This is a genomic window from Pseudomonas sp. GD04158 (assembly GCF_029834875.1).
GTDB lineage: Bacteria > Pseudomonadota > Gammaproteobacteria > Pseudomonadales > Pseudomonadaceae > Aquipseudomonas > Aquipseudomonas hydrolytica.
The window spans coordinates 1-26,975 of record NZ_JAODYT010000006.1; the positions used below are offsets into that span (position 1 = coordinate 1).

Annotated in this window: 21 protein-coding genes and 6 pseudogenes; 17 read left to right on the plus strand and 10 right to left on the minus strand. The window is 60.7% G+C overall.

All coding sequences use genetic code 11. The annotated features are described in order from the left end of the window. Both N7333_RS03920 and N7333_RS03925 read left to right on the plus strand, forming a co-directional pair. Positions 1-756, plus strand: a pseudogene (locus N7333_RS03920) (conjugative transfer ATPase); the annotation flags it as partial. A gap of 21 nt (positions 757-777) precedes the next feature. Beyond that, positions 778-1,164, plus strand: a complete 387-nt coding sequence (locus N7333_RS03925; RefSeq protein WP_279858505.1) for a hypothetical protein — start codon at positions 778-780, stop codon at positions 1,162-1,164. An 8-nt stretch (positions 1,165-1,172) separates the two neighbouring features. Here the strand turns inward: N7333_RS03925 and N7333_RS03930 are convergent, their stop codons facing one another. After that, the gene (locus tag N7333_RS03930) at positions 1,173-2,189 is read right to left on the minus strand and encodes a nucleotidyl transferase AbiEii/AbiGii toxin family protein (protein ID WP_195883275.1); all 1,017 of its coding nucleotides are present in this window, start codon (positions 2,187-2,189) and stop codon (positions 1,173-1,175) included. Beyond that, positions 2,182-2,793, minus strand: coding sequence for a DUF6088 family protein (locus N7333_RS03935; RefSeq protein ID WP_057390365.1), 612 nt, complete (start codon positions 2,791-2,793; stop codon positions 2,182-2,184). Before N7333_RS03935 ends, N7333_RS03930 begins: the two co-directional genes overlap by 8 nt. 470 nt (positions 2,794-3,263) lie before the next feature. Here N7333_RS03935 and radC point away from each other — a divergent pair, with 470 nt between their 5' ends. The 6 genes from radC (at position 3,264) to N7333_RS03965 (ending at position 8,563) form a co-directional block, all read left to right on the plus strand. After that, entirely contained in the window at positions 3,264-3,764 is a 501-nt protein-coding gene (gene radC, locus N7333_RS03940) for a DNA repair protein RadC (protein ID WP_003244840.1), read from the plus strand. Between the two features lie 164 nt (positions 3,765-3,928). Continuing rightward, positions 3,929-4,366, plus strand: a complete 438-nt coding sequence (locus tag N7333_RS03945; RefSeq protein WP_279858506.1) for a TIGR03757 family integrating conjugative element protein — start codon at positions 3,929-3,931, stop codon at positions 4,364-4,366. Then, on the plus strand, positions 4,363-5,298 hold the full coding sequence (locus N7333_RS03950; RefSeq protein WP_279858507.1) for a TIGR03756 family integrating conjugative element protein: 936 nt from the start codon (positions 4,363-4,365) through the stop codon (positions 5,296-5,298). The genes N7333_RS03945 and N7333_RS03950 overlap by 4 nt, the downstream gene beginning before the upstream one ends. Before the next feature lie 8 nt (positions 5,299-5,306). After that, positions 5,307-6,710, plus strand: coding sequence for an integrating conjugative element protein (locus tag N7333_RS03955; protein ID WP_279858508.1), 1,404 nt, complete (start codon positions 5,307-5,309; stop codon positions 6,708-6,710). Positions 6,711-6,721: 11 nt separating this feature from the next. Beyond that, positions 6,722-7,036: a hypothetical protein gene (locus N7333_RS03960; protein ID WP_279858509.1), complete on the plus strand. Its 315-nt coding sequence runs from the start codon at positions 6,722-6,724 to the stop codon at positions 7,034-7,036. Positions 7,037-7,048: 12 nt separating this feature from the next. After that, entirely contained in the window at positions 7,049-8,563 is a 1,515-nt protein-coding gene (locus N7333_RS03965) for a conjugal transfer protein TraG N-terminal domain-containing protein (protein WP_279858510.1), read from the plus strand. Positions 8,564-8,587: 24 nt separating this feature from the next. On the opposite strand, the gene N7333_RS03970 is transcribed toward N7333_RS03965, so the two are convergent. The 3 genes from N7333_RS03970 to N7333_RS03980 are packed head-to-tail and all read right to left on the minus strand — an operon-like array spanning position 8,588 to position 9,776. Continuing rightward, positions 8,588-8,971: a DUF3742 family protein gene (locus N7333_RS03970; RefSeq protein WP_003244829.1), complete on the minus strand. Its 384-nt coding sequence runs from the start codon at positions 8,969-8,971 to the stop codon at positions 8,588-8,590. 29 nt (positions 8,972-9,000) lie between these two features. After that, on the minus strand, positions 9,001-9,459 hold the full coding sequence (locus tag N7333_RS03975; protein WP_221104603.1) for a type II toxin-antitoxin system YhaV family toxin: 459 nt from the start codon (positions 9,457-9,459) through the stop codon (positions 9,001-9,003). Then, a complete protein-coding gene (locus N7333_RS03980; protein ID WP_221104602.1) occupies positions 9,459-9,776 on the minus strand; it encodes a type II toxin-antitoxin system PrlF family antitoxin in 318 nt (105 codons plus the stop codon). Before N7333_RS03980 ends, N7333_RS03975 begins: the two co-directional genes overlap by 1 nt. 310 nt (positions 9,777-10,086) lie before the next feature. On the opposite strand from N7333_RS03980, the gene mobH reads away from it, so the two are divergent. Beyond that, positions 10,087-11,985 (plus strand): MobH family relaxase, encoded by a 1,899-nt coding sequence (gene mobH / locus N7333_RS03985; protein WP_279858511.1) that lies wholly within the window; start codon positions 10,087-10,089, stop codon positions 11,983-11,985. Between the two features lie 404 nt (positions 11,986-12,389). On the opposite strand, the pseudogene N7333_RS03990 reads toward mobH, so the two are convergent. Then, positions 12,390-12,620, minus strand: a pseudogene (locus N7333_RS03990) (MerR family DNA-binding transcriptional regulator); the annotation flags it as partial. Positions 12,621-12,708: 88 nt separating this feature from the next. After that, positions 12,709-13,413: pseudogene (locus N7333_RS03995) on the minus strand (IS5 family transposase); the annotation flags it as partial. A 395-nt stretch (positions 13,414-13,808) separates the two neighbouring features. Here N7333_RS03995 and N7333_RS04000 point away from each other — a divergent pair. The 7 genes and pseudogenes from N7333_RS04000 to N7333_RS04030 form a co-directional block, all read left to right on the plus strand. Beyond that, positions 13,809-14,954 carry an acyl-CoA dehydrogenase family protein gene (locus N7333_RS04000; RefSeq protein ID WP_124084276.1) on the plus strand — a complete coding sequence of 382 codons (1,146 nt, stop codon included), beginning with the start codon at positions 13,809-13,811 and terminating at the stop codon, positions 14,952-14,954. Between the two features lie 29 nt (positions 14,955-14,983). Next, positions 14,984-15,772 (plus strand): enoyl-CoA hydratase/isomerase family protein, encoded by a 789-nt coding sequence (locus N7333_RS04005; RefSeq protein ID WP_124084275.1) that lies wholly within the window; start codon positions 14,984-14,986, stop codon positions 15,770-15,772. Positions 15,773-15,862: 90 nt separating this feature from the next. Continuing rightward, on the plus strand, positions 15,863-16,639 hold the full coding sequence (locus N7333_RS04010; protein ID WP_124084274.1) for an SDR family NAD(P)-dependent oxidoreductase: 777 nt from the start codon (positions 15,863-15,865) through the stop codon (positions 16,637-16,639). Between the two features lie 207 nt (positions 16,640-16,846). Beyond that, complete coding sequence (locus N7333_RS04015; RefSeq protein ID WP_279858512.1) at positions 16,847-18,412, plus strand: AMP-binding protein; 1,566 nt, start codon at positions 16,847-16,849, stop codon at positions 18,410-18,412. Positions 18,413-18,510: 98 nt separating this feature from the next. After that, positions 18,511-19,752, plus strand: a complete 1,242-nt coding sequence (locus tag N7333_RS04020) for a thiolase family protein (RefSeq protein WP_124084272.1) — start codon at positions 18,511-18,513, stop codon at positions 19,750-19,752. A gap of 96 nt (positions 19,753-19,848) precedes the next feature. Further along, positions 19,849-20,400: pseudogene (locus N7333_RS04025) on the plus strand (IS21 family transposase); the annotation flags it as partial. Beyond that, positions 20,393-20,905 (plus strand): annotated as a pseudogene (locus tag N7333_RS04030) (ATP-binding protein); the annotation flags it as partial. The pseudogenes N7333_RS04025 and N7333_RS04030, both read left to right, overlap by 8 nt. Here the strand turns inward: N7333_RS04030 and N7333_RS04035 are convergent. Further along, positions 20,902-21,090: pseudogene (locus N7333_RS04035) on the minus strand (transposase); the annotation flags it as partial. The pseudogenes N7333_RS04030 and N7333_RS04035 sit on opposite strands and share 4 nt — an antisense overlap. A 510-nt stretch (positions 21,091-21,600) precedes the next feature. On the opposite strand from N7333_RS04035, the gene N7333_RS04040 reads away from it, so the two are divergent. After that, on the plus strand, positions 21,601-22,776 hold the full coding sequence (locus N7333_RS04040; RefSeq protein WP_124084332.1) for a CaiB/BaiF CoA-transferase family protein: 1,176 nt from the start codon (positions 21,601-21,603) through the stop codon (positions 22,774-22,776). Between the two features lie 24 nt (positions 22,777-22,800). On the opposite strand, the gene N7333_RS04045 is transcribed toward N7333_RS04040, so the two are convergent. Both N7333_RS04045 and N7333_RS04050 read right to left on the minus strand, forming a co-directional pair. Next, positions 22,801-25,482, minus strand: a complete 2,682-nt coding sequence (locus tag N7333_RS04045; RefSeq protein WP_124084331.1) for a LuxR C-terminal-related transcriptional regulator — start codon at positions 25,480-25,482, stop codon at positions 22,801-22,803. 128 nt (positions 25,483-25,610) lie between these two features. Next, the gene (locus N7333_RS04050) at positions 25,611-26,660 is read right to left on the minus strand and encodes an MBL fold metallo-hydrolase (protein ID WP_124084330.1); all 1,050 of its coding nucleotides are present in this window, start codon (positions 26,658-26,660) and stop codon (positions 25,611-25,613) included. Between the last annotated feature and the right edge of the window lie 315 nt (positions 26,661-26,975).

A 26,975-nucleotide genomic window follows, 5' to 3' on the forward strand; every position in this document is an offset into this window, starting at 1 on the left:
CCCGAGCTGCGCCGGGCCCGGCTGCTGGAGATGGCCGATGCCATGGACATGTTCACCCAGGGCAGCGATGGCGAGATGTTCGACCGCCCCGGCACGCCCTGGCCGGAGGCCGACATCACCATAGTCGACCTCGCCACCTACGCCCGCGAGGGCTACAACGCGCAGCTCTCCATCGCCTACATCTCGCTGATCAACACGGTCAACAACCTCGCCGAGCGCGACCAGTTCCTCGGCCGCCCGATCATCAACGTCACCGACGAGGGGCACATCATCACCAAGAACCCGCTGCTCGCGCCCTACATCGTCAAGATCACCAAGATGTGGCGCAAGCTGGGCGCCTGGTTCTGGCTGGCGACGCAGAACCTCGACGACCTGCCCAAGGCCGCCGAGCCGATGCTGAACATGATGGAGTGGTGGTTGTGCCTGGGCATGCCGCCGGACGAGGTGGAGAAGATCGCCAGGTTCCGCGAACTCACCCCGGCGCAGAAGGCCCTGATGCTCTCGGCCCGCAAGGAGGCCGGCAAGTTCTCGGAGGGGGTGATTTTGTCGCGCAGCATGGAGCTGCTGTTTCGCGCCGTGCCGCCCAGCCTCTACCTCGCGCTCGCGCAAACCGAACCGGAAGAAAAAGCCGAGCGTTACCAGCTTATGCAGCAACACGGCATCAGCGAACTCGACGCCGCGCTCAAGATCGCCGAACACATCGACCGGGCGCGCGGCATCACCTCACTGCCGCTGGACTGGAGCCGTCCGCGGTAGCCTCATGGCGGAATCGGCAGCATGAACAACCATCCCATCTCTGGCAGAATCGGCCACTTCTCCGGAACCCACCCCGTCGCTATGCCGCTGCCCTACGACATCCTGCGTCTGTTCACCTCGCCGCAGGGCTACCTCGTCGAGATCCACCACCTGGTCGGCCAGGCCGCTGCGGCAGCCGCCGCGCGGGAATGGCTATGGGTCACGGATCGCTCCGTCACCAGCCTGCGTGCCCTGCATACGGAAAGCGATACGCCGCAGGTGCGCTATTTCCGCGAGGCGCAGCTGCAGCTCGACGGCGTACGCGCGCAGTTGGTCTGGCCCAACGGTGACTGCCAGGCGCTTATGGCCTGCTCGATGCCGGCGCTGCCTGCTGCGCAGCACCAGCTCATCCACAACCATCTGAGTTGAGGCGCGCCTCAGCGTCCTTGGTTGATCTGCTGCTCCAGCGCAGCCAGGCGCTCGATGATGCGCTCGAAGGGCAGCGTCTCGCCGTAGAACATCTGCGCGGTCAGCATCGCCTGATAGTCCTCGCGCAACGCGCCGAGCAGCGCCGCTTCCGGTACCAGCCGCAGCCCACCTGCCGCACACCGGTCGTAGTGACTGTGGCCACTGCGGTAGAAGGTCTCCTTGATGTTCAGCACATCGCGCAGCAGCGCGATGTCGGACACGGCCCGACGACCAACATCATGATCCGCCAGGCGCGCCAGGTCGTACCAGTGCCGCGACAAGCGCTCGGCACCTGCGCGCATCTGCGGACGGTGGCACTCGACATGGATCAGCGTCGCCTTCTCCCAGAACGTCCGCATGGGCGACAGCACGACTACCTCCGCGCTCGGAAACGCCAGCTCCGGCACATAGGTGGCCACGTCCGGCACGATGGTCAGCCGGTCCTGCGGCAGGGTCGCGTTGCGACCGCCAAACTCGATCAGCACGCTGGGGCGCAGGTAGGCATCCGTGTTGTCCACCGCGCTCGGGTAGTAGAGCCAGAGCTTTTCCGCGTCCTCGCTGACCTCAATGCTGATTTCCCTGCCCGGTAGCGCCTGTGCCAGGGCTTCGCGTAGCGCCGGCACCAGTTCCTCGGTCACATGCTGTGCCAACGCGGCCTTGAGCAAGTCGGACAGGCGTCGGCGCTGGTTGCTGCCGAGGCTCGCCAGCTCCGGGACGTCCTCGACCAGGCTGCGGTAATCGACGGTGACATCGATGTCCTCGGAGAAGCGCTCGACGGCCTGATAGACCTTGGACAGCGACGTGCCCCCCTTGAACGCCATCGGCTTGCGGCACGGCAGACTGAACAGAAGCCCCAACACCTGGCACAACCAGATGTCCTTCTCCAGGATTTCAGCCCGGCGCCCCAGCACCGGGGCCAGCCCGAGCAACAGCTCGGCCTGCTCCGCCAGGGATAGATCGAAATAGCGCTCGGTGCCCTCAGCCATGCACGACCTCGCCACGCTCATAGCGGCGCAGCGCCGCCACCATCCAGGCCGGCATCACCGCCTTCGCCTGGCGCAGCGCCTCGAACTCGCTGCTCGGCAGGCGCTCGGCGATACGCTGGAAGGTCGCGGACGTCACCTGATGCCGCCCCAGGTACCACAGCGCGGACAGTGCCTGTCCGGCAGCGCGCCCCGCCAGCACCAGTTTGCGCGGAGCCACATGCTGCAGGCGCACGACCATCTTGCCCAAGCGCACCGTGCGCGACGAACCTGTGGTGTAGAACACCGGCTGCGCTGGTACCTGTGTCGACAGCCCGAACCGCCGTGCGGCCTCGGCGCCATGCACCTCGATGGTTGCGCCCTCACGCGCGGCCAGCGCTTGCGCCACCTGCTCCGGCGCTGGCATAGCCTTGATGCCGAAGCGTCCCACCTTGGGCACGCTGTACAGGCCATGGCCGATACGCTCGATATGGCCAGCCTTGGTCAGGCGCATCAGGGTCTGGTCGATGGCCGCGCGCGAGCCCACCCCGGCGAACAGGGCTGGGGTGAAGGGCTCACCGACTGGCTGCGCCGCGATGCGTTCGCGAATGACTTGGGCTGTACTCATGTCGACCTCCATTTGTTAGATATTTTGGTTAAAAACCTAACAACATGCAAGGTGAGCGCTTTCTGTGAGGGGGACCGCCGGATGGCGAGAGACGAACTCACAGCCCTGCCGGAGCCATTGCCTGGCGAGCGCAGGCTGCGCTGGAAGTGCTGCCATCTGGTGGAATCTCACAGCACTTGATCTTAATCGCCAAAGGCAGGGCTCTGACCAAAGCGGACACGCCGATTGCCGATTCCTTGTCGTGCACCTCGCCGCGCTGCGTTCGACTGATGCGGCAAGTCGGTAGCCAGGGTCTTAAGGCTACGCGTGCACTGCTGCGCTGACCCGTCCCGTTCGCCTCGCATCCCCCTGCGAACAGCCACCGCCAACGCGGTGGTGGATGCCCTGCCCATCTCGACACCATCCCTATCGTCCTCGGAGCCAAGCCCTCCACGGGCGTACCTCCGGACACTCCCACGGAGGTCTATGCCATGCTCACGTCCCACGCCCGTCTCGACACCTCAGCAGAACCGGGCTCTGCATCGGTTCTCGCGTATGAGAACCGCCTCATCGTCCAAGCCATTGCCATTCTGGAGCGCCGGCTGTTCGTCGATGGCCCGCCGATGTCGGATCCACAGGTCACCCGCGACTACCTGCGCCTGAAGCTGATGCCGGAACCCAGCGAAGTCTTCGTCGCCTTATTTCTGAATGCCAAGCATCAAGTCATCGCCTGTGAAACGCTGTTCCGAGGCACCATCGATGCCGCGCAGATCCATCCCCGTGTGGTGGTTCAGCGGGCGCTGCAGCATAACGCGTCCGCTCTGATCGTCTCGCATCAACACCCCTCGGGCTGCTCAGAACCTTCATCCTCGGATGAGCGCCTGACCCAGCGCCTCAAAACTGCACTGGAGTGCGTCGACGTGCGCCTGCTGGATCACTTCATCATCGGCAAAGGCCAGCCGTACTCGTTCGCGGAGCATGCCCTGCTGTAGTCCTTCGTGGCCGTGCCACGCTTCCTCCCTCACCCAGAGTCGGCCGTCCATATGGACGCGCCGGCTCGCGATGCAATCGGCGCGCCGCCGTTCCCGTTTGTTTGTCGTCGCGCCCTCGGTCTGCGAGTCAACTGTCTGCACCGTCCACCTCAGGGTTCTTCGACATGCCAGCCCAACGCCTCTGCCGGCTCCCATTGCGCCCGTCCCTCTGCACCGCAGCGTTGTGCGCCGCGTTGCTCGCGCCCTTGGCGCAGGCCGCTGAGATCCTGGTCGTCACCGACAGCCGGCACCCGGTGCAAGCCACCGGCGGTGCTCGGCTGATCGAGCTGGATCAACCCGCCCGTATCGAGGCCGAGCTGGGCGCCCATGTGCCGGCCGATCCCTCGCGCGGCGCCGCGATGGTGCAACAGCGCTTGTACAGCGGCGGTGTCGAGCTGCAACAACGCCTCGGCGCGGCCTATCAGGGAGTGGTCGATGCCTGGAGCCTCGGGGTGACAACGATTCCGGCGGTGATCGTCGATCACCGTTATGTGGTTTATGGCGAGCCGGACGTCGCCAAGGCGGTTGCGCTGATCGAAGCGCACCGGAGGACGCAACCATGACGCGCTCTTCCCGCCTGCACGCCGGCATCGCCACCATCTTGCTGAGCACGGGTGCACCGTCGTTCGCGCTCACCACGGCGACCATTGCCATCTCAACGCTCTCGCCGGACTGCCTGGAATACCGCGTGGTCGGCATCTGCTTCTGGCTGCGCTGCAGCAGTTTCGGTTGCTCGGTGGAGACCTCAGTCAAGGTGCGCCACTTCGTGCCGGACGCGGTGGTCTCCAGCTATGCCAACACCGGCGCCAATCCCTGGCTGGAGGTGCGGCCGATGAGCCCGCCCAACGCCACGGCGCAGGCCGGCGGCGATGGCACGACCAACCAACACCACGAAAACAACCTGGCCAAGCTCAAGAACGCCGATGTGATCGGCCATCCCGGCGGCTATGTGTTCAGCCAGTTCGCCTCCGGTTTCGGTTACAGCTGCGAAGGCGCTGGCACTGCCTTTATGCCCTACCTGTTGAGCACCCTCGACACCCTCGCATGGCGCTACAACCTCCCCGAAATGCTCTACCCCGAGGCGCTGATGCCCGGCGAGCGTGAGATTGGCAGCCGCAGCGGCGGCGATCTCTGGGGCAACGTCTACCCGCGCGGCGGCTTTCTGCACCAGAGCGACGACTACCTGGCAGGGGCCGTGGTGGCCCAGCGCGCCGGCGATATCGTCACCCGCCGCGGCCAACTCCACGTCTACCAGCCACTGCTCGCGAACGCCAAGGACGGCTACTGGCCAGCCGGGGCGTTGCTCGAAAGCGACGCGCAGACAGGCAAATGGCAGGAGCTGACGCCGACGCTCTCGCGCACCTGCGCGGTGTTCCCGCACCGCGCTGCTCGCGTACAGGCACGGCAGGGCGATTACGCCTGGGCGCTGTGGCGGCCCTACAGCTGCTGCAAGCGCGAAGGCCAGGTGTTTCTGGGCAGCGTCGATTTCAACTGAGGCCGGCCATGACCAACCGTTTTGTTTCCTCGTCCCGTCTCCGCCGCTACCTCGCCCTGCTGACGGCGCCGTGGGTATTGGTCTGCGTCAGCGCATCCGCCCAAACCAGCGTCAGTCAGTACGGCGTGCAACACCAGGGCGCTGTGATCGGTGACGACGTACTGTATTCGATCGGCGGCGGGCGCGCCGTGTCGATGACGCCCGCATCCGCCATGCGCTCGATTGGCGTCGGCGTCGGCTGGAACAGCAACCTGATGTGCGGCGATATGTCGATCTCCACCACCATCCAGAACCAGTTGAACGGTCTGACCAACGGCTTTCAGACCATCATGTCGTCGGTGATTCAGAACGCTACCGCCGCGGTCGCCTCCTTGCCGGCGCTGATCATCCAGCGTGCCGATCCCGGGCTGTACAACCTGCTCACCAACGGCGTGCTGCAGGCACGCTTGGACTTCGACCGCTCCAAGCTGACCTGCCGCGCCATGGTCGAGAAGATGGCCGACGTGGCGGGCGGCCAGGTCGGCTGGAACCAGCTCGCCGACGGCATGGTGCTGACCCAAGCCGTCGCCAGTAGCGACGCCGTATCCGCCATCGAGCAGACCGAAACCAGCCGTGGCAACGACGGCGTGACCTGGGTTGGAGGCCGCAATGCTGGCGGCTTCGGGCAGAACCCGATTCGCGTTATCAGTGACGTGACCCGCGCCGGCTACAACCTGGTCAACGGACGCGCTGTCGAAGACGCGAGTTCGATCGATCCTGTCCAGTGTGGCGGCAACCTGACCTGTCAGGCCTGGAGCTCGCCGGCGGCCGCCACGGCCTGGGCCGTGCGCGTGCTGGGTGAGCAGGAACAGCGCACCTGCGAAACCTGCAACAAGACCGTGACCACGCCGGGCGTGGGCCTCACCCCGCTGATCCAGGAGGAATACGAAAGCAAGCTCGCAGCGCTGAAGGCGCTGATCGTTGGCAGCCGCTCCCTGAGCCTCGACAACCTGCAGGCGGCCAGCAGCGCCTCCCTGCCCATCACCCGTGGTGTAATCGAGGCGCTGCGCGATGAGCCCGACCAAGACATTTTGGCGCGGCGCCTGGCCTCGGAGATCGCGCTGTCCAGCGTGCTCGAAAAAGCCCTGCTGCTGCAGCGCACGCTGCTGACCGGGCGCAAGGAGCCGAACGTTGCGGCCAATGACCTGGCGCAGAAAGCGGTGTCTCAGGAGAGCGACCTGCTCGACCGCGAGATCCACAACCTGAAAACCGAGCTGGAACTGCGCCGCGAGCTGGCCAGCAATTCGCCCAGCGCCATCATCCAGCGGCACAGCGCACGCTCCGCCGGCTCTCGCGCCGTCTACGAGGGCGACCCAATTCCCGACCGGCTCGAGCTGTTGCAGCGCCCAGCCCAGACCGGAGGTACCCCGTGAAGGGGCTGCGGTTGCGCTACGCAGGCCTGGTGCTGCTGGGCACCCTCCTCGTCCTGCTGGCCGCCGTCGCCGCCAATGTCGTCGGCATCCATCTGGCCGGCGGCATCGACGGCTGGCAGGCCTGGCTGGCCGCGCACAGTACGCATTTCCTGGCCTGGCGCCTGCTGCTCTATGCCGGCACCGCCTATGGCTGGATCTGGATGCGTCGCCGGGTACTGGCACGCGAGCCGGACGCCGGCACTCGGCGGCGCCTGCTGCGGGCCGAACTGGCCGCCGTCGTCGCGGTGGCCGCACTGGAACTCAGTCCTTACCTGCAGGCGGGATGACCGGAGGCTGCGATGACGCTCTACACCACCGACTACCTGGAGTACTACCTGACCCTGGTGAGCTGGGTCGTTCACAACGGCATCTGGGCCGTGCTGATCGCCAGCGGCGCCTTCGCCATCCCGTTCCTGGCCATCGTGCTCCAGGAGTGGCTCAAGGCCCGCGCCGAAGGGGCCGACGAAGGCAACAAAGGCGCGCTGTCGGCCGTGCGTATCGAGAGCCGCATCTTCGTCGCCATCGTGGTCATCCTGTTCGCGGGCATGCCGTTTATCGACGTCAGCTTCAACACCCTGCAGTTCGATCGCACCCGCTCGGCGCAATGTCAGGTCAGCGTGCCGCTGCCCTCGGCCACCGGCTGGTCGCAGTCCTTCAGCACCCTCAACAACCAGTCGGCCAAGGTGCCGGTGTGGTGGACCTTCATGCACACCGCCTCGCGCGCGCTGACCGGCGCGGCGGTGGCGGCGATCCCTTGCGGCACCGACTTGCGGCAGATGCGCATGGCGGTCGACGCCACGCGCATCGCCGACCCGGTGCTGGCTCAGGAGGTCAGCGATTTCACCCATGACTGCTACGGCCCGGCGCGGGCCAAGCTCTTCATGAACCGCCCGGCGCTGAATGAGGAGCAGATGCACGACGTAACCTGGATCGGTTCGCGCTTCTTCCTCGACACGGCGGGTTACTACGACACCTACCGCGCCAAGACGCCCCGCGAGGGTTGGCCATATGACAGCAACCGGGATGCGGGCCTGGCGCAAGTGCCCAGCGGCGCGGGTTATCCGACCTGTCGGCAATGGTGGTCCGACAGCAATGGGTTGCGCGCGCGCCTGTTGCAACAGGTGGACCCCGACCTGCTGAGCCGCATCGGCGGCTGGGCCAGCTTCCTGTCGCAGGAGCAGGTCGACGACTCGGTGATTCGCGCCATCGCCTCGCCCAGGCAGCAGAAACTCAACCAAGGTGCGGTCTACAGCGACTACGGCGGTCAGATCGAGATGAGCGTCCCCAATGTCGCCACCCGCGCGGTCAGTGACGTCGGCCTGACCATCGGCTCCATGGCCTTCTTCCCGGCCATGGATGCCATGCGCCAGGCCCTGCCGATGGTGCTGGCCCTGCTGAAGATGGCACTGGTGATCTGCATCCCGCTGGTGCTGCTGATCGGCACCTACGACCTCAAGACCGTGGTCACGATCAGCATCGTGCAGTTCGCGCTGTTCTTCGTCGACTTCTGGTTCCAGCTCGCGCGCTGGATCGATTCGACGATCCTGGATGCCCTGTATGGATGGGGTTGGGGATCGAATCGCCCGCATGCGAACTTCGATCCGCTGATCGGGCTCAACAACACCTTCGGGGACATGATCGTCAACTTTGTGATGGCGACGATGTTTATCGTCCTGCCCACGTTTTGGGTAGCCGCCTTGGGGTGGGTTGGCGTGCAGACTGGCGGCCTTCTCCAGGGGCTCTCGGATGGAACCCGGCCAGTGAGTCAAGCCGGGGGGAAGGCATCAGGAATGGCGTCAGGAAAACTCAAATAGAAAGCCAACCCGTAACACAAGGCGTCACTCATCGTCATAACGCGGGTCTGCATAACGCGAATCAGGGGCGTCGTTGTACAGGGCCGGATGATATCCAGGGTTGTTTTTGTGTTCGGACTGTTCACCAACCGCCCACTCTTCTGACTCATCTTGATCGGATTCACGTGCCATCCAGGCAGCAGCAATTGCAAATCCGAACAACAGCGCCAGCCAGAACGCGACATACAGCAGCACACCCAGCACGACCAGCTTCACGACCCACAGCAGTGCCGTCGCCGCACCAGCGGACAAGCCGTGCGCCACCAACCAACCGGCGACCTGATGTTCACAACGAACGAAGCCCCGCCACATTCCGCCGATCCGACGGCCGAAGCGTTCTGCTTTGCTGATGCGGGCTTTCGTGTTCATCGTCGTCACCTGCTACATGTGTTGGCTGGCTACTCCGGTTTGCTCCAATCCTGGCGGCTCGCAGTCACCAATGCGTTCCAGTCATCGGGCGGATTGCCTCGCCCCAGCATCTTCTCGAACACCGCATAGGGATCGGATTGGCTGCCTGCCGAGCGCAGGGTCTGCTCGTCGTTGACCCAGGCGAACACGATCACCTTCGTCCTGGAGTCGTAGCGGAAGAACAGGCGGAATCGCCGTCCGATCTTCGCGCGCCGCCAGTGGCGGTACGCCGGCCCCAGGGTGTTGCCCTGGCGGAACTCGTCGCGCGCGGGATCGCCCGGTACGACGTCCATAATCAACTGGCTCAGCGCCCGGAACAACCTTACGTTGGCATTGGCTTCGAACCCTTGCGGGTCGCTCCGTTCGGCTCGTTCCGCGGCCGCCTGCAGCTTGCGCAACTGCTCGATCACACCCTCGTGAAACAACAACGTCCAGCCATGCCGCTGCATCACAGCGCCACGTCGCCTTCGATGTCCTCATCCAGATTCACCGTTCGCCCCGCGCTCGCCAGCATAGCCCGCGCAAGATCCTCCGGCAGCGCCTGGACATGCCGGCCGGCCCGGATGTCCGCTTCCAGCAGCCCCAAGAAAGCTCCGATCGCCGGGTCTTCGTGCTCAGCGTCCGCTCGGGACACGATGACTTCGCCTCCACGCAGATCAAAGGCCACTTTGGCGCCGGTGTCCACGCCCAGCACCTGCCGGATGGGCTTGGGCAGCGTAAGCTGGCCCTTGGAGGTCAGCGTGGCGGTTTCATGAATTTCAGGCATCGTAGCTCCCTCGATAGCAATGCCTACACAGTAAGGCCATTTCCTTACTCCGTCAACCTGACCGAGCATGACACCTCCTTCGCTCGAAAAGAAAAGCGCCATCCTAGATTCGCCACAGCTCGCCTGCCCGCCTCAATCCGACTTGAGCCAAACCGCGTTGGTAGTGGTTCGCCAGGAGCCGCGGCCCTATACCCAAAGGCTTCCGTAAAGGCCAAAGGGTTGAAAAGGGGCAAGGGAATGGGGCCAAGGGGAAAGGCCCTACCCGAAAAGGCCAAAAGGCCCCCTGAGCAGCCCGTCATCGGGGTCCGCCATGCTCTCGCTGTTCCAGCCCCAAAGGGCTTCACCAACCACTGGCGCGCCGTCTACTCCAGCCATCGAACCCGCCCCGGGCCTGACGCAGCCACAGTCGGCGTCCTCACTTCTGGCCACACCCCGCCGGCAACGCCTGCTGGAACACATCTGGCAGCGCACCTCGCTCTCACGCCAGCAGTTCACCGCGCTGTACCTCGCCCCCTTGGAACGCTACGCGGAGCTGGTCCAACTATTCCCCGCCTCCGAGAGCCACCACCACGCCTACCCCGGCGGCATGCTGGACCACGGCCTGGAAATCGTCGCCTACGCGCTCAAGCTGCGGCAGTCCTATCTGCTGCCCACCGGCACCACGCCGGAAGATCAGGTGATTCAGGCGGAAGCCTGGACAGCCGCCCTCGCGTACGCCGCGCTGCTGCATGACATCGGCAAGGTCGCCGTCGATCTGCACGTCGAATATAACGACGGCAGCACCTGGTACCCCTGGCACGGCCCGTTGGCCCGCCCCTACCGATTCCGTTATCGCCAGGATCGCGAATACCGCCTGCACAGCGCCGCAACCGGCCTGCTCTATCGGCAGGTGCTCGATGAGGGGATTCTCGACTGGCTCAGCCAATATTCCCCGCTCTGGTCTGCCCTGCTGTATGTCCTGGCCGGCCAGTACGAGCATGCAGGCGTCCTCGGCGAGCTGGTAATTCAGGCCGACCGCGCCTCGGTTGCCCAAACCCTGGGCGGCGATCCTGCACGCGCCATGGCGGCGCCCAAGCACGCCCTGCAGCGCAAACTGCTCGACGGCCTGCGCTACCTCTTGAAAGAGGAACTGAAGCTCAACCAGCCTGGGGCTTCGGACGGCTGGCTGACCGAGGATGCACTATGGCTGGTCAGCAAGACGGTGTCCGACAAGCTACGCGCGCATCTGCTGGCCCAGGGCATCGACGGCATCCCCGCCAACAACACCGCCGTGTTCAACGTGTTGCAGGATCACGGCATGCTTCAACCGACCCCGGATGGCAAAGCGATCTGGCGTGCCACCGTCACTAGCGACACCGACTGGTCGCACAGTTTCACGCTCCTAAGGCTGGCACCTGCCTTAATCTGGGAGGGGGATGATCGGCCAGCGCCATTCACGGGCACCGTCACGATAGAGACCGGGACCTGCGATGCCTCGGTAGAGCCACCAAACGGTAGTGATGACACCTCACTGGAGGTGCCCTCCATAGCGACGCCGTCTCCTGAGCCTATTACCGACGGCGTCGACGACCTGCTGGCACTGCTTGGCAACGTAGACACAGAGCGGAACCTGGATGAGATGGTGACTCAACGGCCCTTAACAATAAACGCTGGTGAATCGCCAGCACCTGCGCTGGAGAGTGACTCGGCTCAGCATCATCCGATGCTTTCATCCACTGAGAACGAACGACACACGCAGGAGCTACCTTCCGGCGAACACTTTATGGTCTGGTTGCGGCACGGCATCCACAGCCGAAAGCTGATCATCAATGACAGCAAGGCACTGGTGCATACCGTAGCCAACACCGTATTTCTGGTCAGCCCTGGGGTATTTCAGCGCTACGCCCAAGAACACCTGCAAACAGCCGTTCTAGCTAATCAGGAGCAGATTGCCGATTGGCAGTGGGTGCAGAAGCAGTTTGAAAAGCTGAAACTACACCGCAAGCAAAAAAACGGATTGAACATCTGGACGTGCCTAGTGACGGGGCCACGCAAGTCCCGGCGATTACATGGCTATCTGCTGTCCGATCCGCAATACTTGGCTGAGGAAATTCCTCACGAAAACCCCTACCTACAACTGTCCCGTTCAGTAAGTTCAGGTATCTATACCCCCGGATCCACCAATCAAGAAGCTAAAGAAACTCTGAAGAATACTTCCCGAGTCTGGTGAAATACGCCGATCCCGTTGCCTGCGTATCCCGAAGAATCAGTCTGGCTATTGACCGCACTGATCGTGCGCAAAATGCGCTCAACCTCACTAACGACTATGGTCTGCTCTTCACCCGCCGATGCAATCTGGGTATTGAAGGAAACTATGCGGGAGATCGCGTCAGAGATGCACTCCAGTGCCCGCCCCATCTCGGCGGAGCTGGCTGCGGTCTAGCTCACCTTATTATGACTGACCCGCAGTGCCTTGACCGATTCGCTGACAGCGAAGTGCAGTCACGTGATCATCGCCTCGATCTCGGCGGTGGACTCCTGCGTCCGTTTGCCAACTCCCGTTGCTCCAATGTCGACATGCCCCCACCTTGGTAACAACCAAAGCCACCTCGCGCCATTGCTCGGCGCCTGCTTGATCTCATCCAGTGAAATGCCGGCGCGCTGCGCTACCTTGATGATACTGATATAGCGCAAGACTCCAGGCATATAACGTCGCTGGTTGGCCGAGGTGCGCAAGCTGCTGATCACCCCCTTGGACTCATAGAAGTGCAGGGTTGAAACGGCCACGCCACTGCGTTTAGCCACTTCGCCGACCTTGAGTAAGCGAGGTTGCTTTACATTTCTATTGGCCGAGAAATTGCTCATGGCGTTCACTCTATAGAGGCATCTATGACTGAGTTTCTAGAGGTTTGCAGACGATAACTGTGGCCGACCTCTAGGGAGGCGGCCGACCCACTTTGCGGCCCACATGTTCGGAGCGCTTTTCGACACCGGTGTCGCCCGCATCGGCGCAGACCACGTCCTCCTCACCATGCAGCAACTGGTCGACCTGGGTGACATCCGCCACGTTGGCCGCGGTGCCTACCATGCTATGCACCAGCCCCGACTCGTCATCCACGCCGATGTGGGCCTTCATGCCGAAGTAATACTGGTTACCCTTCTTGGTCTGGTGCATCTCCGGGTCGCGCTTGCCGTCCTGGTTCTTGGTCGAGCTGGGCGCATGGATCAGCGTGGCACCGACGATGGTGCCCTGGCGCAGCGACAGACCTCGGTCACCGAGATAGCCATTGACCACCGCCAGAATCCCGGCCGCCAACTCGTGTTTTTCCAACAGGCGCCGGAAGTTGAGGATGGTGGTTTCGTCAGGAATACGATCCAGGCTCAGCCCGGCAAACTGGCGCAAGATGGTGGTCTCATACAGCGCCTCTTCCATGGCCGGATCGCTGTAGCCGAACCAGTTCTGCATCAGGTGAATACGCAGCATGGCCAGCAGCGGATAGGCGGGCCGACCACCTTCGCCCTTCGGGTAATGCGGTTCGATCAGGGCAATCAGACCCTTCCACGGCACCACCTGCCCCATCTCGATCAGGAACAGTTCCTTGCGGGTCTGCTTGCGCTTGCCGGCGTACTCAGCATCGGCAAAGGTCATCTGCTTCATGGAAGAGCTCGGATGGTGGAATCGGCGTATTTCAGCAGATTCGGGAAGTCTTTTTCAGGCCTTCCATAAGAACCCAAGCCCCCCTCCTTTGAGAGGTTTGCACCAAACACGAACTGGTTAGCCTGAGACGTCGGCAGAAACAATAGGATTCTCTATCGCCCCTAGCCTGAGACTGCACCCTGCCCGAGAAAAAGGCCAAGGCTCTATAGCCAATCTCGCGAAGGAAACAAAAAGGCTTCGCTTAAAACGCGTGGCTGCAGCGAACTCACAGATATGGAATCAGTGTTGCCATGCCGATCTTGGCCGCCCTATTGGCTGCACGCAGCCCTTATCACCCACAGCCGGCACATTGCAATACGTTGACCGGACCCATGAAGAAAGTATGAGGTGACTCCATGAGCATGATGATGACTGCAGAACAAAAAATGGCCGTAGAGGGACTGCGTAAGTTTCTGGATAACGAAATCGAGCCGAAAATTCGCGCCCATGGCGAACACTTTATCCCAAAAAACATGATGAAGAGCCTAGTCAGCGCCCTGGCCGAGTATGGCCTTATCAAAGCACCGCATCCGGAAGAGTGGGGAGGGCTGAACATGGACTGGGTGACGCATCTACGGCTGTGGGAGGAAGTAGCCGTCAGTTCACTGGATCTGGCCATGCCGATCTTGATCAATGTGTGCGCTGCCGACCTCCTGATCAATCATGCACCTGGGCATATCCAGGAGAAGTACCTGCCCGGCCTACTGTCAGGCGAGATGTTTGCCGGCATAGGCATTTCCGAGCCCGATGTGGGCTCGGATGTCGCCGCCGCCAAGACCCGTGCCGTTCGCGATGGAGATCACTGGATCATCAATGGCGAGAAGACCTGGATTTCCAGCGGTGAGTACATGGATCTGTTCATCTGTACCTGCAAGACCGGCAAGGGTGAGCTGACCCATATCGCCATCGATGCCAACACGCCGGGCCTGGAAGCCCGTGGTATTTCCAAGATTGCCCTAAACGGCCAGTCGACCTCCCAGGTCTTCCTGTCGGATGTACGAGTACCGATGGAGAACACCATTGGTGGTGTGGGCCAGGGCCTGAAGAACACCCTGGTCACCTTCGAACGTGCCCGTTGTCACATGGCCGCCTGGGGATATTCCATCGCCCGCCGTGCACTTGAAGAGTCCATCAATTACAGCCAGATCCGCAGCCAGCACGGCAAGCAGATTGCAGGCCACCAGTTGATAGCGGAGAAGATCGCCGACATGGCCACCCACATCGATGCAGCACGGCTACTTACCCTTCGTGCCGCGGAATTGATCGATAACGGCCAGCGCTGTGACAAAGAGTGTTCGATGGCCAAGTGGTACAGCACCGAGATGGCCGTGAAAGCCTGCCGTGACGCGGTACAGATTCACGGCGGTAACGGCGTGACCAAGGAATTCATTGTTGAGCGCCTGGCGCGCGAGGCAATCCTCGGTCCGATTCCTGACGGCACAACGGAAATCCAGAAGCTGCTGATTGCCCGACTGCTGACGGGCATCCAGGCGTTCAGATAACAAAAAATATCCGATAGCAGGAGAGAAGAATGAGTGATGCTGCGCTGTTGTTTGAACAGGTTGGGCCGGTTGGCTGGATAATCCTGAACCGTCCAAAGGCCATGAATGCCATTAACCTCGCCATGATTGCCGCCTATGAAGAGCTGCTGCCACAGGTTGCAGGCAACAACGACATAAGGGTTCTGGCCATTACCGGGCAGGGACCGGCCTTCTGCGCCGGGGCGGACCTGAAGGAACTCCTGGCCTCGTCCCAGCTGTCGCCGGGCGAACCTGACTTCATCGACCTCTTGACCGATCGGGTTATCAACCCCTTGCGCGACTACCCTAAGCCGGTAATCGCGGCGTTGAACGGCATTACCATGGCGGGAGGCCTGGAGACGGCGCTATGCGCTGACATAGTGCTTGCAGCGGATAGCGCAAGGATCGGCGACGCGCACGCTAACTATGGTGTTTACCCCGGCGCTGGCGGCGCTGCCGTCTTGCCGCGCATCGTGCCGCTCAATGTTGCCAAATACCTATTGTTCACAGGCAAGACACTGTCAGCCGAAGAAATGAAAGCCTATGGCTTCGTCAACCAGGTGGTGAGCGCCGACGCGCTGCGCGAAGCAACCCAGTCCCTGGCCGAGGAAATTGCCGCCAAGAGCCCGATCGCCCTACGGCGCATGAAGGAAGTTGCGAACACGGCCGGCGACAAGAGCCGTCACGCTGCTTTGCAGCATGAGTTGGTAATGTTCCGGAAGCACATGCGCTCCTACGACGCCAACGAAGGCTTAAAGGCATTCAGCGAAAAACGCCCCCCCTGTTTCAAAGGCTACTGACCCTAGCGAGAACATATTCGAACATTAGTCCGTATTTCAGGATGCCCTGAAAGCCAGACTCATTCGCTAGATGCGATATGGAGACGAAAAATGAACCTACAGAACAAAGTCGTAGTGATTACCGGTGGTGCCTCCGGCCTGGGGCAGGCAACCGCTCGCTTCCTGGTCCAGGAAAAGGGTGCCAAGGTCGCACTGCTAGATATGAACGAAGCAGCAGGAAAGGAGACAGTGGACGAACTGGGCGGCGCGAATGCCGCCTTCTATCGTGTGGATGTCACGGTCGAGCAGGAGGTAGATTCGGCGCTCGATGCCATTATCGGCAGGTTCGGTGCCATTCATGCCGACATCAATGCTGCTGGGATTCCTTTGCCGTTCAAGCTCCTCGACAAGGAAGGAAAGGCCTCGGGGCTGCAGAAGTTTCGGAGCGTGGTCAACATCAACCTTATCGGCCTATTCACCGTGATGGCGAAGTGTGCGGAAAGGATGTCGCTGAACGAGCCCGACGAAAAAGGCGAGCGCGGCGTCATCGTGAACATTTCTTCCGGTGCTGCATTCGAGGGCCAGATCGGCCAGTGTGGCTATAGCGCCTCAAAGGCGGGCGTCAACGGCTTGAACATGCCAGCGGCCCGCGAGCTGGGACCGCTAGGCATTCGCGTCAACTCGATCGCCCCAGGCCTGTTCGCAACCCCCATGATCAACTCCCTGAACCCCAAGGTGCAGGAGGCATTGACTGCCATGTGCGAGGCGCCCAAGCGCATGGGCGAGATGGAGGAATTTGCCATGGCTTGCACATTCCTTATCGAGAACAGCTACATGAATGGCCGTACCATCCGCCTGGATGCAGCCACTACCATGCAGGCCAAGTAACAACCACAGCGCTCGCCGTCAACACACTAGCCTACGGGAAATAGCCGTAGCGAGGTGCCCGAGGCGGCTATAAACACAGAAACGCGCGGAGAGTCTGATCCTTCGCAATCGATTTGCTGCTTTCAAAATCGGTGGGGGCTGAAGACAGCCAGAAATACATGGCTACTTCAGACCATCCCTAAAAACAAACGCAATAGAGAACGCCCCATGCTGATCAACTTCAGTAATCATTTCGAGTCTTTGGCCAACCGCTTTGGAGACAGAGAAGCCATCGTTAATACCGAGCGCAACCGGCGATACTCTTACAGAGAGTTCCACCTATTAACCAACCGGATTGTAAACATGATGCAATCCACCTTGGGGCTGGGCCTGAACGACCGTTTTATTAACATACTCGAGAACGACAATCTATCGCTTCTGCACTTCCCTACTATTTTCAAAGGTCCGGCCACTGCCGCCTTCTGCAACTACCGGGACTCCCTGTCGGAGCATACCTGGCAGGTCGAATGCGCCAAAGCAAAAGTGGCATTCATCGAGAAAGAGCTGCTCGGCAGCCATTACGACATGCTGCGGGAGCGCCAGGTTACTGTTGTAGTCATGGACAGACCAGATGAACCAAAGGAGGGCGTCCACTATTTCTGGGATCTGCTCAGAACCGCCCCAGACCATAATCCCGAGGTTGAACTGAATGACCGCGACCATTGCGCAATCATCCGTTTTACCGGCGGCACGACCGGCAAGGGCAAGCCTGCGATGTACAGCATCGACAACTGGCTGAACTGCCGCGATACGGCATTCGCCATTACCGACAAGGGCATGTGGTCGGAAGCGACCCGGGTCCTGCATATCGCCCCGATCAGTCATGGCAGCGGCATGCTATACCTGCCGAGTTTCTATTCCGGCGGCTGCAACGTGACTCAGAATACGCCGGACCTGAAACACTACTGCACGAATATCCAAAAAGAGCAGATCACCCATAGTTTCCTAGTGCCTACCATTCTCTACCGCCTGCTCGAAATCGACGCTGACATGTCCTCCCTGCGCTACATGCTTTATGGCGCGGCCCCGATGAGCCCCGGCAAACTCAAGCAACTGCAGGCCAAGATGGGCAACATTTTCGTTCAAGTATATGGCTCCACCGAGCACTTCGGCTTCAGCTCTAATCTGAGCATCGAGCAGCACATTATCAACACACCAGAAGATGAAGTCCGTCTCAGCTCCGCGGGCCAGCCCACTTCTGGCGTCGAGTTCATTATTGTCGACGACAATGACCGAAAGGTTGCCCCGGGAGAAAGCGGCGAGATCTGGATGCGTTCTCGTGGCACCTGCCTGGGTTACCTCAATGCGCCGGAAAAGACCGCGGAAGAATTCCATAACGGCTTCTGGAAATCCGGCGATATCGGCTACATGGACAAAGATGGATTCATTTACCTGATAGATCGCAAAAAAGACATGATTATTTCCGGTGGGTTCAACATCTACGCTAACGAAGTCGAGGCGGCGCTGAACTGTCATCCGGCCGTTCTGATGTCTGCCGTTGTCGGTATCCCTCATGAGGAATGGGGGGAGGCGGTCCATGCAGAAGTGCTCCTGCGGGATGACAGCGAGGCCTCGGAGCAAGAGCTGATCAACTTCGTGAAAAACAGGATAGGCAACTATAAGGCCCCAAAATCCGTAAAAGTGGTGAAAGAGTTGCCGATGAGCGTGGTGGGCAAGATCCTGCGTCGAAAAGTCCGTGAGCACTATTGGGGCGAGGGACGCAAGATATCCTGAGTGCATTACCGATTCTATAAGCCACTCAAGGCGGTACCTGGCTGGTGTTACCGGGCCGGCGTTCCAGATACACCACCTTTAAAACAAGGAACTACAACATGAGCGATATTTTCATTGCCGGCATTGGCATGACCAAATTCGGTCGTCACCTTCAGCGCAGTTACAAAGACCTCACCCGCGAAGCGGTCGAGCAGGCCCTCACTGATGCGGGGGCCGAATTGCAGGATGTCCGCCAGGCCTACTTCGCTTCCTGTGTCATTGGATTCATGCAGGACCAGCACATGATTCCCGGGCAGGTGGCCCTGCGCTCGATGGGGTTTGCCAGCATTCCCATCTTCAACCTGGAAGGAGCCTGTGCTTCCGCCTCCACGGCGCTTTACTTGGCCGCCCAAGCCATCAAGGCGGGAAGCTGTGACATAGCTATCGCCGTCGGCACTGAAAAAATGAATAGCCCCGACAAGGCCAAGATGTTTGCGGCCTTCGACTCGGCCTGGGATGTATCGACCCTAGACGCGAATCGCGATGCCCTGATGCAAATGGGTGCCAATGTGGAATGCCCAGAAGGCTCTCAGTCCAGCCGCCCCTATTCCATGTTCATGGATGTCTACGCAGCCTTCTGCCGCCAGCACATGAAGACCTTCGGCACCACCCAGCGCCAGATTGCGGCCGTTTCGGCAAAGAACCACCTGCACTCCGTGCATAACCCGCGCTCCCAGTACCAGAACGCTTATAGCATCGATGAAGTCTTGGCGGCCCCGGCCATCACCTATCCACTTACACTCCCCATGTGTGCTCCCATTTCGGACGGATCCGCGGCTGTGGTGCTATGCAATGACAGTGGACTGAAACGCCTGAAAGGTGATGCATCACGCGCAGTGAAACTGCTCAGCAGCGTCGTGCGCTCTAGCACCGACCGCCACTATAGTGACTACCGGAACCACATTACCGCCCTTGCAGCGGCGGAAGCCTACGAGAAGAGCGGCATCTCCCCGGCGGATATCGATGTCGCCGAGGTGCATGACGCCACCGCCATGGGAGAGATCATCCAGGCTGAGAACCTGCAACTGGTCCCCTTCGGCGAGGCCGGCGCGGCAGCCGAACGCGGAGACTTTACGATTGGCGGGCGGATCCCAATCAACCCATCCGGCGGACTGGAGTCCAAAGGCCATCCAATTGGGGCCACGGGTCTCGGTCAGGTCTTCGAGTTGGTTAACCAGCTGCGCGGCGAGGCCGGCAAACGCCAGGTCGAAGGCGCCCGTATTGCTATCCAGGAGAATGGTGGCGGGCTGTATGGCATAGAAGAAGCGACCGCGGTCGTCAACATCTTCGCCAAACAATAAAACTAGCTACTGCAAGGTAAGCGTCTGGACAGCACACCAACTCGATCCTTCTAGCTCCCAGCATGGTGTCCACCTGTTTTTGGTGGACACCATTTCAAGCCCCTTTCCAGCACCGCCTTGGTCAGCCTGGGACGCAACCGTTACTCCGTACCTTGCGAGTTCGCCGGACGCTGAGTCAGCAGCCGTCTGTATCCGACGCGGGTCGACCTGGCGGCCGATGATGCCGTGATTGCCAGCCATGCTCGCCTGCTGGATCGTGACCAGGTCAGCTATGACTGGCAGCACTACCTACCGCTGATCGAGCGAAAACCGGGGGCACTGCGTAATGGTGCGCCTTTCGCGGATTTGCCCAGGCCACTGCGCCAACTTCGTCATGGGCTGGCGCGGCATGCCGGCGGTGACCGGATCATGTCCCAAGTGCTGGCCGCCGTGCCGGTCGCAGGATTGGAGGCGGTGCTGGTCGCTGTCGAGTTGGTGCTGGAAAGTGGCGTCCTGAGCGCCGAGCACATCCTCAATATCGTCGAGCGTCTGACCGCAGCAGCGCCACCGGCCACAGTGGAAAACCGCCTGCCACTTAAGGAAGCGCCACTCGCCAACCCAGCGCGCTACGACCGCCTGCGGGTGGCCAAGGAGCGCGGCCATGCGTGATCTTCTGGCGGAACTCAAGGAGCTACGCCTACACGGCATGGCCACTGCCTGGGCGGAGCTGAGCACGCAGGATGGAGCTGCTATCTCCTCCTCCCGATGGTTGCTCGAACACCTGCTCCAACAGGAGCACGATGACCGCGCCATGCGCTCGGTGCGTCATCAACTGAGCATGGCCAAGCTACCCATGCACCGTGATCTGGCCGGTTTCGACTTCGCAGCGTCCTGCGCTGACGCCCGTCTGATCAGGGAACTGGCCCGCCTGGACTTCACTGACAACGCACAGAACGTAGTGCTTATCGGTGGCCCAGGCACTGGCAAGACTCACCTGGCCACGGCACTGGCAATATCTGGCATCACCCTGCACGGTAAGCGTGTGCGTTTCTACTCCACGGTAGACTTGGTCAATCTGCTGGAGCGAGAGAAGCACGACGGCAAGGCCGGACGCATCGCCCAAGCCCTGCTACGCATGGATCTGGTGATTCTCGATGAGCTGGGCTACCTGCCGTCCTGGTAGAGCTTGCGCCAGTGGAACAGTTGGTTGGGGTTGATGCCGTTGCGCCGGGCCACCACCGAGACGCTTTGCCCCGGCTCTAGGCTCTCGCGCACCATGGCCAGTTTCTCCTCGACGCTCCAGCGGCGACGCCGCTCCTGGCCGAGCACTTCGAAGGTTTTGTCTTTGCTGGTAGTCATAAACACAGTCGTTTGCCTATCCCTTATGGTAAGGGGGAAACGGTGTCCTGTGTTTCAAGTGGCTCGTTCAACCACAATCGATCAAGTCATCCGCTCATTTCGGAGTTTTAGCCGCCGCGAGCACCTCTCAGCGAGCATTTCCCACATTACGGGCGCCCCTCTCCTGCATTCGTCAGCAAATGTCGGCGCGCCATCCACAGGTTCGACAGGGCATGGAGGGCAAATAGGGGGATATCCGTTCGACCACCCATGAGGTTTGGTCGCATCGCACCAACACCTTGCGTAAGGCTGCCTGGCAGCTAGGGCGCAAGCGGATTGCGGTGGCAAAGGTGTTGGTGGCTGATCAAGATCTGCGCTTCAGGTACGGCGCGTGCAATGCACTCGTCGGCCCTCTCCTTACATATTGAAACCCGCAAACACCCCCTTTGAGAGGTTTTACCGCCATCTGCCCAGAATAAGCTACCTGCATCAACGCGCGAATTTCAGCTCACCTAAAAGGACAACAAAGCAATGCCTCTACGCAATCTGAAGGTACTGGATTTCTCGACATTACTTCCCGGCCCCTACGCTACCATGATGATGGCGGATCTGGGCACGGATGTTCTCCGGGTGGAAGCGACGGAACGAGCCGATCTGCTCCGGCAACTACCGCCCTTCAACGCGGACGGTGCCTCCTATAACCATACTTACCTCAATCGCTCCAAGCGCTCCATTGGACTGAACCTGAAAGAACCGGAAGCGGTCGTCATCGTTAAGGCCCTGATCAAAGAGTACGACATAGTGGTCGAGCAGTTCCGCCCTGGTGTGATGAAGCGCCTCGGGCTCGGTTACGAATCGCTACGAGCAATCAATCCTTACCTGATCTATTGCTCGATCACTGGTTTTGGCCAGACCGGCCCCTATGCCGGCCGGCCTGGGCACGATCTCAACTACCTCGCCATCTCGGGTGTCTCCAGCCATACCGGCCGTGCCGGCCAGGGGCCCCTACCACTGGGCGTGGCTGTCGCAGACATTGCCGGCGGCTCGCTGCTAGCGATGACAGGCATTCTCAGCGCGGTCATTGAGCGCCAAAACAGCGGCCAGGGACAACACATCGATATCAGCATGACTGATGCTGCCTTCGCGCTGAATACGTTCGCCGGCGTAAGCGCGTTGAACACCGGGGTCGAGCCCGGCCCGGGCATGATGCTCAACGGCGGATCGTTCTATGACTACTACGAAACAGCCGACGGCCGCTACTTCTCCGTAGCCGGACTGGAGCCCAAATTCTTGCGGCTACTGTGCGGGGTACTTGGAAGACCGGACTTGGTCAGTAAAGGTCTGAGCCAGAATCCCACTGATCACCAGGAACTGCGCGAAGTGTTGGCCACGACTTTCAAAAGCGAGAGCTTCTCACACTGGCAATGCGTCTTTGCCGACATTGAAGCCTGCGTGGAGCCCGTGCTTAGCGTTTCGGAAGCGGCCGCACACCCACAGATGCGCGCACGGGGAATGGTGATCGAGCTGAGTGAGCCTGGTGGCAAAGTCCAACGGCAGGTCGCAAATCCCATACGTTTCTCGCGCAGCGCCCATCAGTACAAATTCACAGGAGTCGAACTAGGCGCTCACACGGAACAGGTGCTTGGGCAGCTCGGCTTCGACAGGAATGCCATCGACGCCCTCAGAAAAAAAGGCGTGGTTGGCTAAGCCAGGCGGTGCCCCCAACGAGACTCAGTCGATCAGGCCCAGCAGCTTGGACTTTTTCAAGGCCTGAGTTCTGCTGGAGACAGACAACTTGCTGTACAAGTTCTTCAAATGCCACTTCACCGTACCTTCCGATATGCCCAGCACTCGCGCAATTTCCTTGTTGTAGAGCCCGTTGGCGACCTGAGAGAGAATCTCCTTCTCGCGCTCGGTAATCTCGGAGCTGCTCAGCAGCTCCAGATCGGAGAGCCCGCCATCACCCTCCACTGACGTCCGGCCGCCTCCGGCAGCACCGTCCTGACCCGCTGACGGAAGCAGGGCGGCCCCGGCCTCCGCGAGCAAACTGTCAAGGTAAGACTTGAAGCTAGCATCGACGCGGGACACCTCGTTGCAGATGCCAACCAGTGCCTCGGGCAAGTGACGCACCTCATCGATGAAGATACGGCGGAAACCCTGCGTCTTGCCCAGTGCCAAGGCTGGAAGAAGAGCCCGGGCTGCCGCCACCTGCTCTCCAGCTAACCAGTGCAGCAATGCGAGCAGCATTCGCATGCGGGCACCAAGATAATGCACGCCCACTACCTCCAGATCAGCCACTCTCCGTCCCAGGTTCTCGATCAGCTCGGCGTTTAGCCCCGTGAAACAGCAGATTCTGGCCCTGGAAATCAGCGTTTCATCCGCGATCAACCTAAGCACAACAGGATCCAGCTGCTCATGGTCCGACAGGCTAGACAACCGGGCGAACTCGTTCCTGGCGGCGCTCAGATCACCGCTCCAGATTTCCGACTGTATGCGCTGTGCTCGACAGTTCGCCTCCAGACGAGGCCAGCGCCGCTTGAAAGCCACAGCCTCCATCTCATCCAGCAGCACCCAGGCCTCAGTCTTTGCGCCATTAATCTGGTTAATACGCGACATGGTCCTGTAGCCACTCTGAATAATTTCCGATATGCCCAAGTCCAGCGGGACGGTGTGCACCGACGTCAGCAGTTCCTCAGCCTCTTCAAGCTGGTTACGTTCGTAGTAGAGGTCCGCAAGACAGACAATACTGGCAATCGTAACCATAGAGCGGCGCCCAGCATACTGCTCAGAATACTGCCGCGCCTTCTTGAAGATGTATTCCGCCTTGTCCAGTCGTCCCCGCCACATCCAGCCGAGCCCCTCCAGCAAAAGGCGGTAGGGCACGCCGAAATGCATGCCCGGGCCTGGCATTTGCCAAGACTGCATGGCGTCGATCTGATCGAACCTGCCCTGATAGAGGTAGACTAAGGCCAACGTGTTGAGCAGCATCTCCCGATCGGTAATGTTGAGACCCTGCAACCTCTCGACAAGAGGCAGCGCCTGCGCCAGTGCGGCGTCAAAGTGATCATCCAGAGCAAATATCAGCCCCCGGGTGATCTGCTGTTGAACAGCAAATCGTTCGGCGCCGGCGTCTAGGTCGGCCTGGTTCTCGGCCATCCCCTCGAGCAGCGTAGCGGCGCCACGCAAGTCCATCATTAATACCTGTGCGCGGGCGATGGCCAGCCGCAGCTCTGGCTTTTTGCGCAGCATTTCCTCCGGCAAGCGCCGCCCCCAGCTCAGCAGCTTCCCGGTACGGCTGCGCCCTAGCATATCTAGGGCGCAGCGCTCGATGAAATCCTGAGCCTTTTCGTTGTCACCACAGGCCAGAGCATGTTGTACCCCCTCGGCCCACAGGCTCCGGGCCGCGAACCAGTCGCATGCGACCCGGTGCAGCGCCATGACATCCTCGGTCGGAGTGAGCTTCAGACGCTTGCGCAGAAACTCAAGAAACAGGCGATGGAAGCGATACCATTCGCCTTGCTCATCCAGTGCCGAAATGAACGGATTGACCTTAATCAGTTTGTCCAGCAGAGCCTTACCATCCAGCACTCCGGCGACCACTTCGCACAGTTCGGCGCTGAAACGGTCAAGGATGGCACAACGTAGCAGCACCCGCTCGAGCTCCCCCGGCAACAGGTCCAGCACCACCTCCGCCAGGTAGGCATGAAGGTCCTTCGACTTTGATGAGAACTCTTGCAGGTAGAGTTGCGGTTCGCTCTTGAAACGGGGTGACAATGTGGCGAGCTGAACACCGGCAATCCAGCCCTCGCTGACATCATAGAGGTCTCTCAGCAAGGTGGAGCTTGGCTCCAAGCTCAGCGAGTTCCGCACAAAGAGACCAAGATCCCCTTGGTCAAACCTGATATCCTCAACCCCGACCCGCAGCAACTGCCGATTGACCTTCAGCCGGGTCAGATTCAGGGCGGGCTCGGTACGGGAGGAAAACACTAGGTGCACGTTGGCCGGCAGGTTGTGGAGGAAATGCCCCATCAGGAGCTGGACACCCGAACCACCCAGGTAATGGTAATCATCCAGAACCAGTACCAGTTCCCTTTCGCTGACCTGCAGTTCGCTAAGCAGAACAGCTTCCACCGCCTGCACCGGAACCATGGGGCCGGCGGACAGCATTTCGCTGGTGCCATCACAAAGATGCGGGCATTCCGCAGAGAGTGCGGCGGCCATATACGAGAGTAAGCGGTGAGGACTGTTATCCTCCTCAGCAAGGCTGACCCAAGCGACGGTGGTTCCGGCTGCCTGCAGGCCAGCTCGCCATTGCGTCAACAGAGTGGTCTTGCCATAGCCCGCCGGCGCAATGACTAGGGTTAGCGTGGTCTTGAGAATTTCGTTCCTGAGAACATCGAGGCGAGCCCTCACGACAGGCTGCGCGGCACCACGGGGAGGTGAAAGCTTGGTCGGAATAAGGGGCAGTCTCCAGCCTCTAACACCTCCCGTGGCCAGAGAGTCGTATATGACAGATTGCTTCAAAGAACCTCACCTTCGACTCAGGATGGCGCGGAAGGTCGCCGAGCAAGGCGATAGCGATACGCGTCATCAATCGCAGAGGGTGACCCGACGACCTCTCCTCTGCAGACAAGATAAGTGATGTGGGCTAGGGTTTCATCCAGCGCCATATAGCGCGCCATCCCTGTCAGCCCCCCCCAACCGAGCACGTGGCTGAGCTCATGGACTGTACACCAGTCTACCAGGCTGCCGCGTAACTTCGCTAAGGAACTTTCGTGATGCTCGAGCACCGCTCCGATACGCCGAGCGCCGCCATAGAAGGGCTGACCGTGCGCCGGCAACACCAAGGCATCGTTAGGCAACCGGCACTGCATATCCGTAAGAGAGGCGAACCAGTCCGCTAACGGATTGCACTCCGGACTCATATAGCTCACGCCTACCAGAGGCGTGATCTTCTCCAGTAACTGGTCGCCGGCGATTAACAGCCGCGACTCCCTCTGATACAGGCAGACATGCTCTATCGAATGCCCGGAGCCCACCCATGGCTCCCAGTTCCGACCGCAGATCCGCATCATCCCATCGGCCTGTACCAGGCTGACCTCGCTGGCTAATGGCCCGAACAGCGGGTCCATCTGGCTCAACGCCGCGTGCAGGTGAACAACATCCTCGGAAGGCACGCCCATACGCCCATAGAAGGCTGCGACCGCCTGGGCGCTCCTGCCCTTCCTCTCTTCCGCCTCACGAAGTGCCCAGTGATGCGCCCCCGACGAGATGTAGATCGGCACGCCGAACTCGGCCTGCAGCCAGCCCGCCAGTCCAATATGGTCGGGGTGAGAGTGGGTAACCAGGACCCGACTCAGCTTCGCCCGACGCGGAAGCCCTGTAACCAGTTCCCGCCACAGGTCACGATTAACTGAGGTATCCGGGCCGGTATCAACCACAAACCAGCCATCGTCATCCTCGATTAGGTAAATGTTGATATGGTCTAACTTCGCCGGTATCCGCATACGAGCCCAGAGTAGCCCTTCACTAATCTGAGTCCAGTGACCCGGACCAGGTGGATCGACCTGAGAAAATGTAGAACGGGTCACTCGCAACGTCCTCGATTCGATAAATATTTGTTGAAATTCAGGAAGTCAGGCTCAATGAGTGGTAGGAAAGACGGAGTCCACGCCTAAGCGCTATTCTATTAGATTACGGTCATGCGCCTGCCGCCGATGAGCCAGGCCAGGGACGGTAGCAGCAACACGGCGCCAAGCAAGCTCTAAAGGATCATGAAGCCCAACGGTTTCCCGGTATTGTTCTGTAACTTAACCGGAGAGAAGACCCACGCCCCTCGCAGCTTGCCATTGTGATGACTGCGCAAGTAACTGCCCGGCCAGATGCTTTGATGATTATTCAGCCTC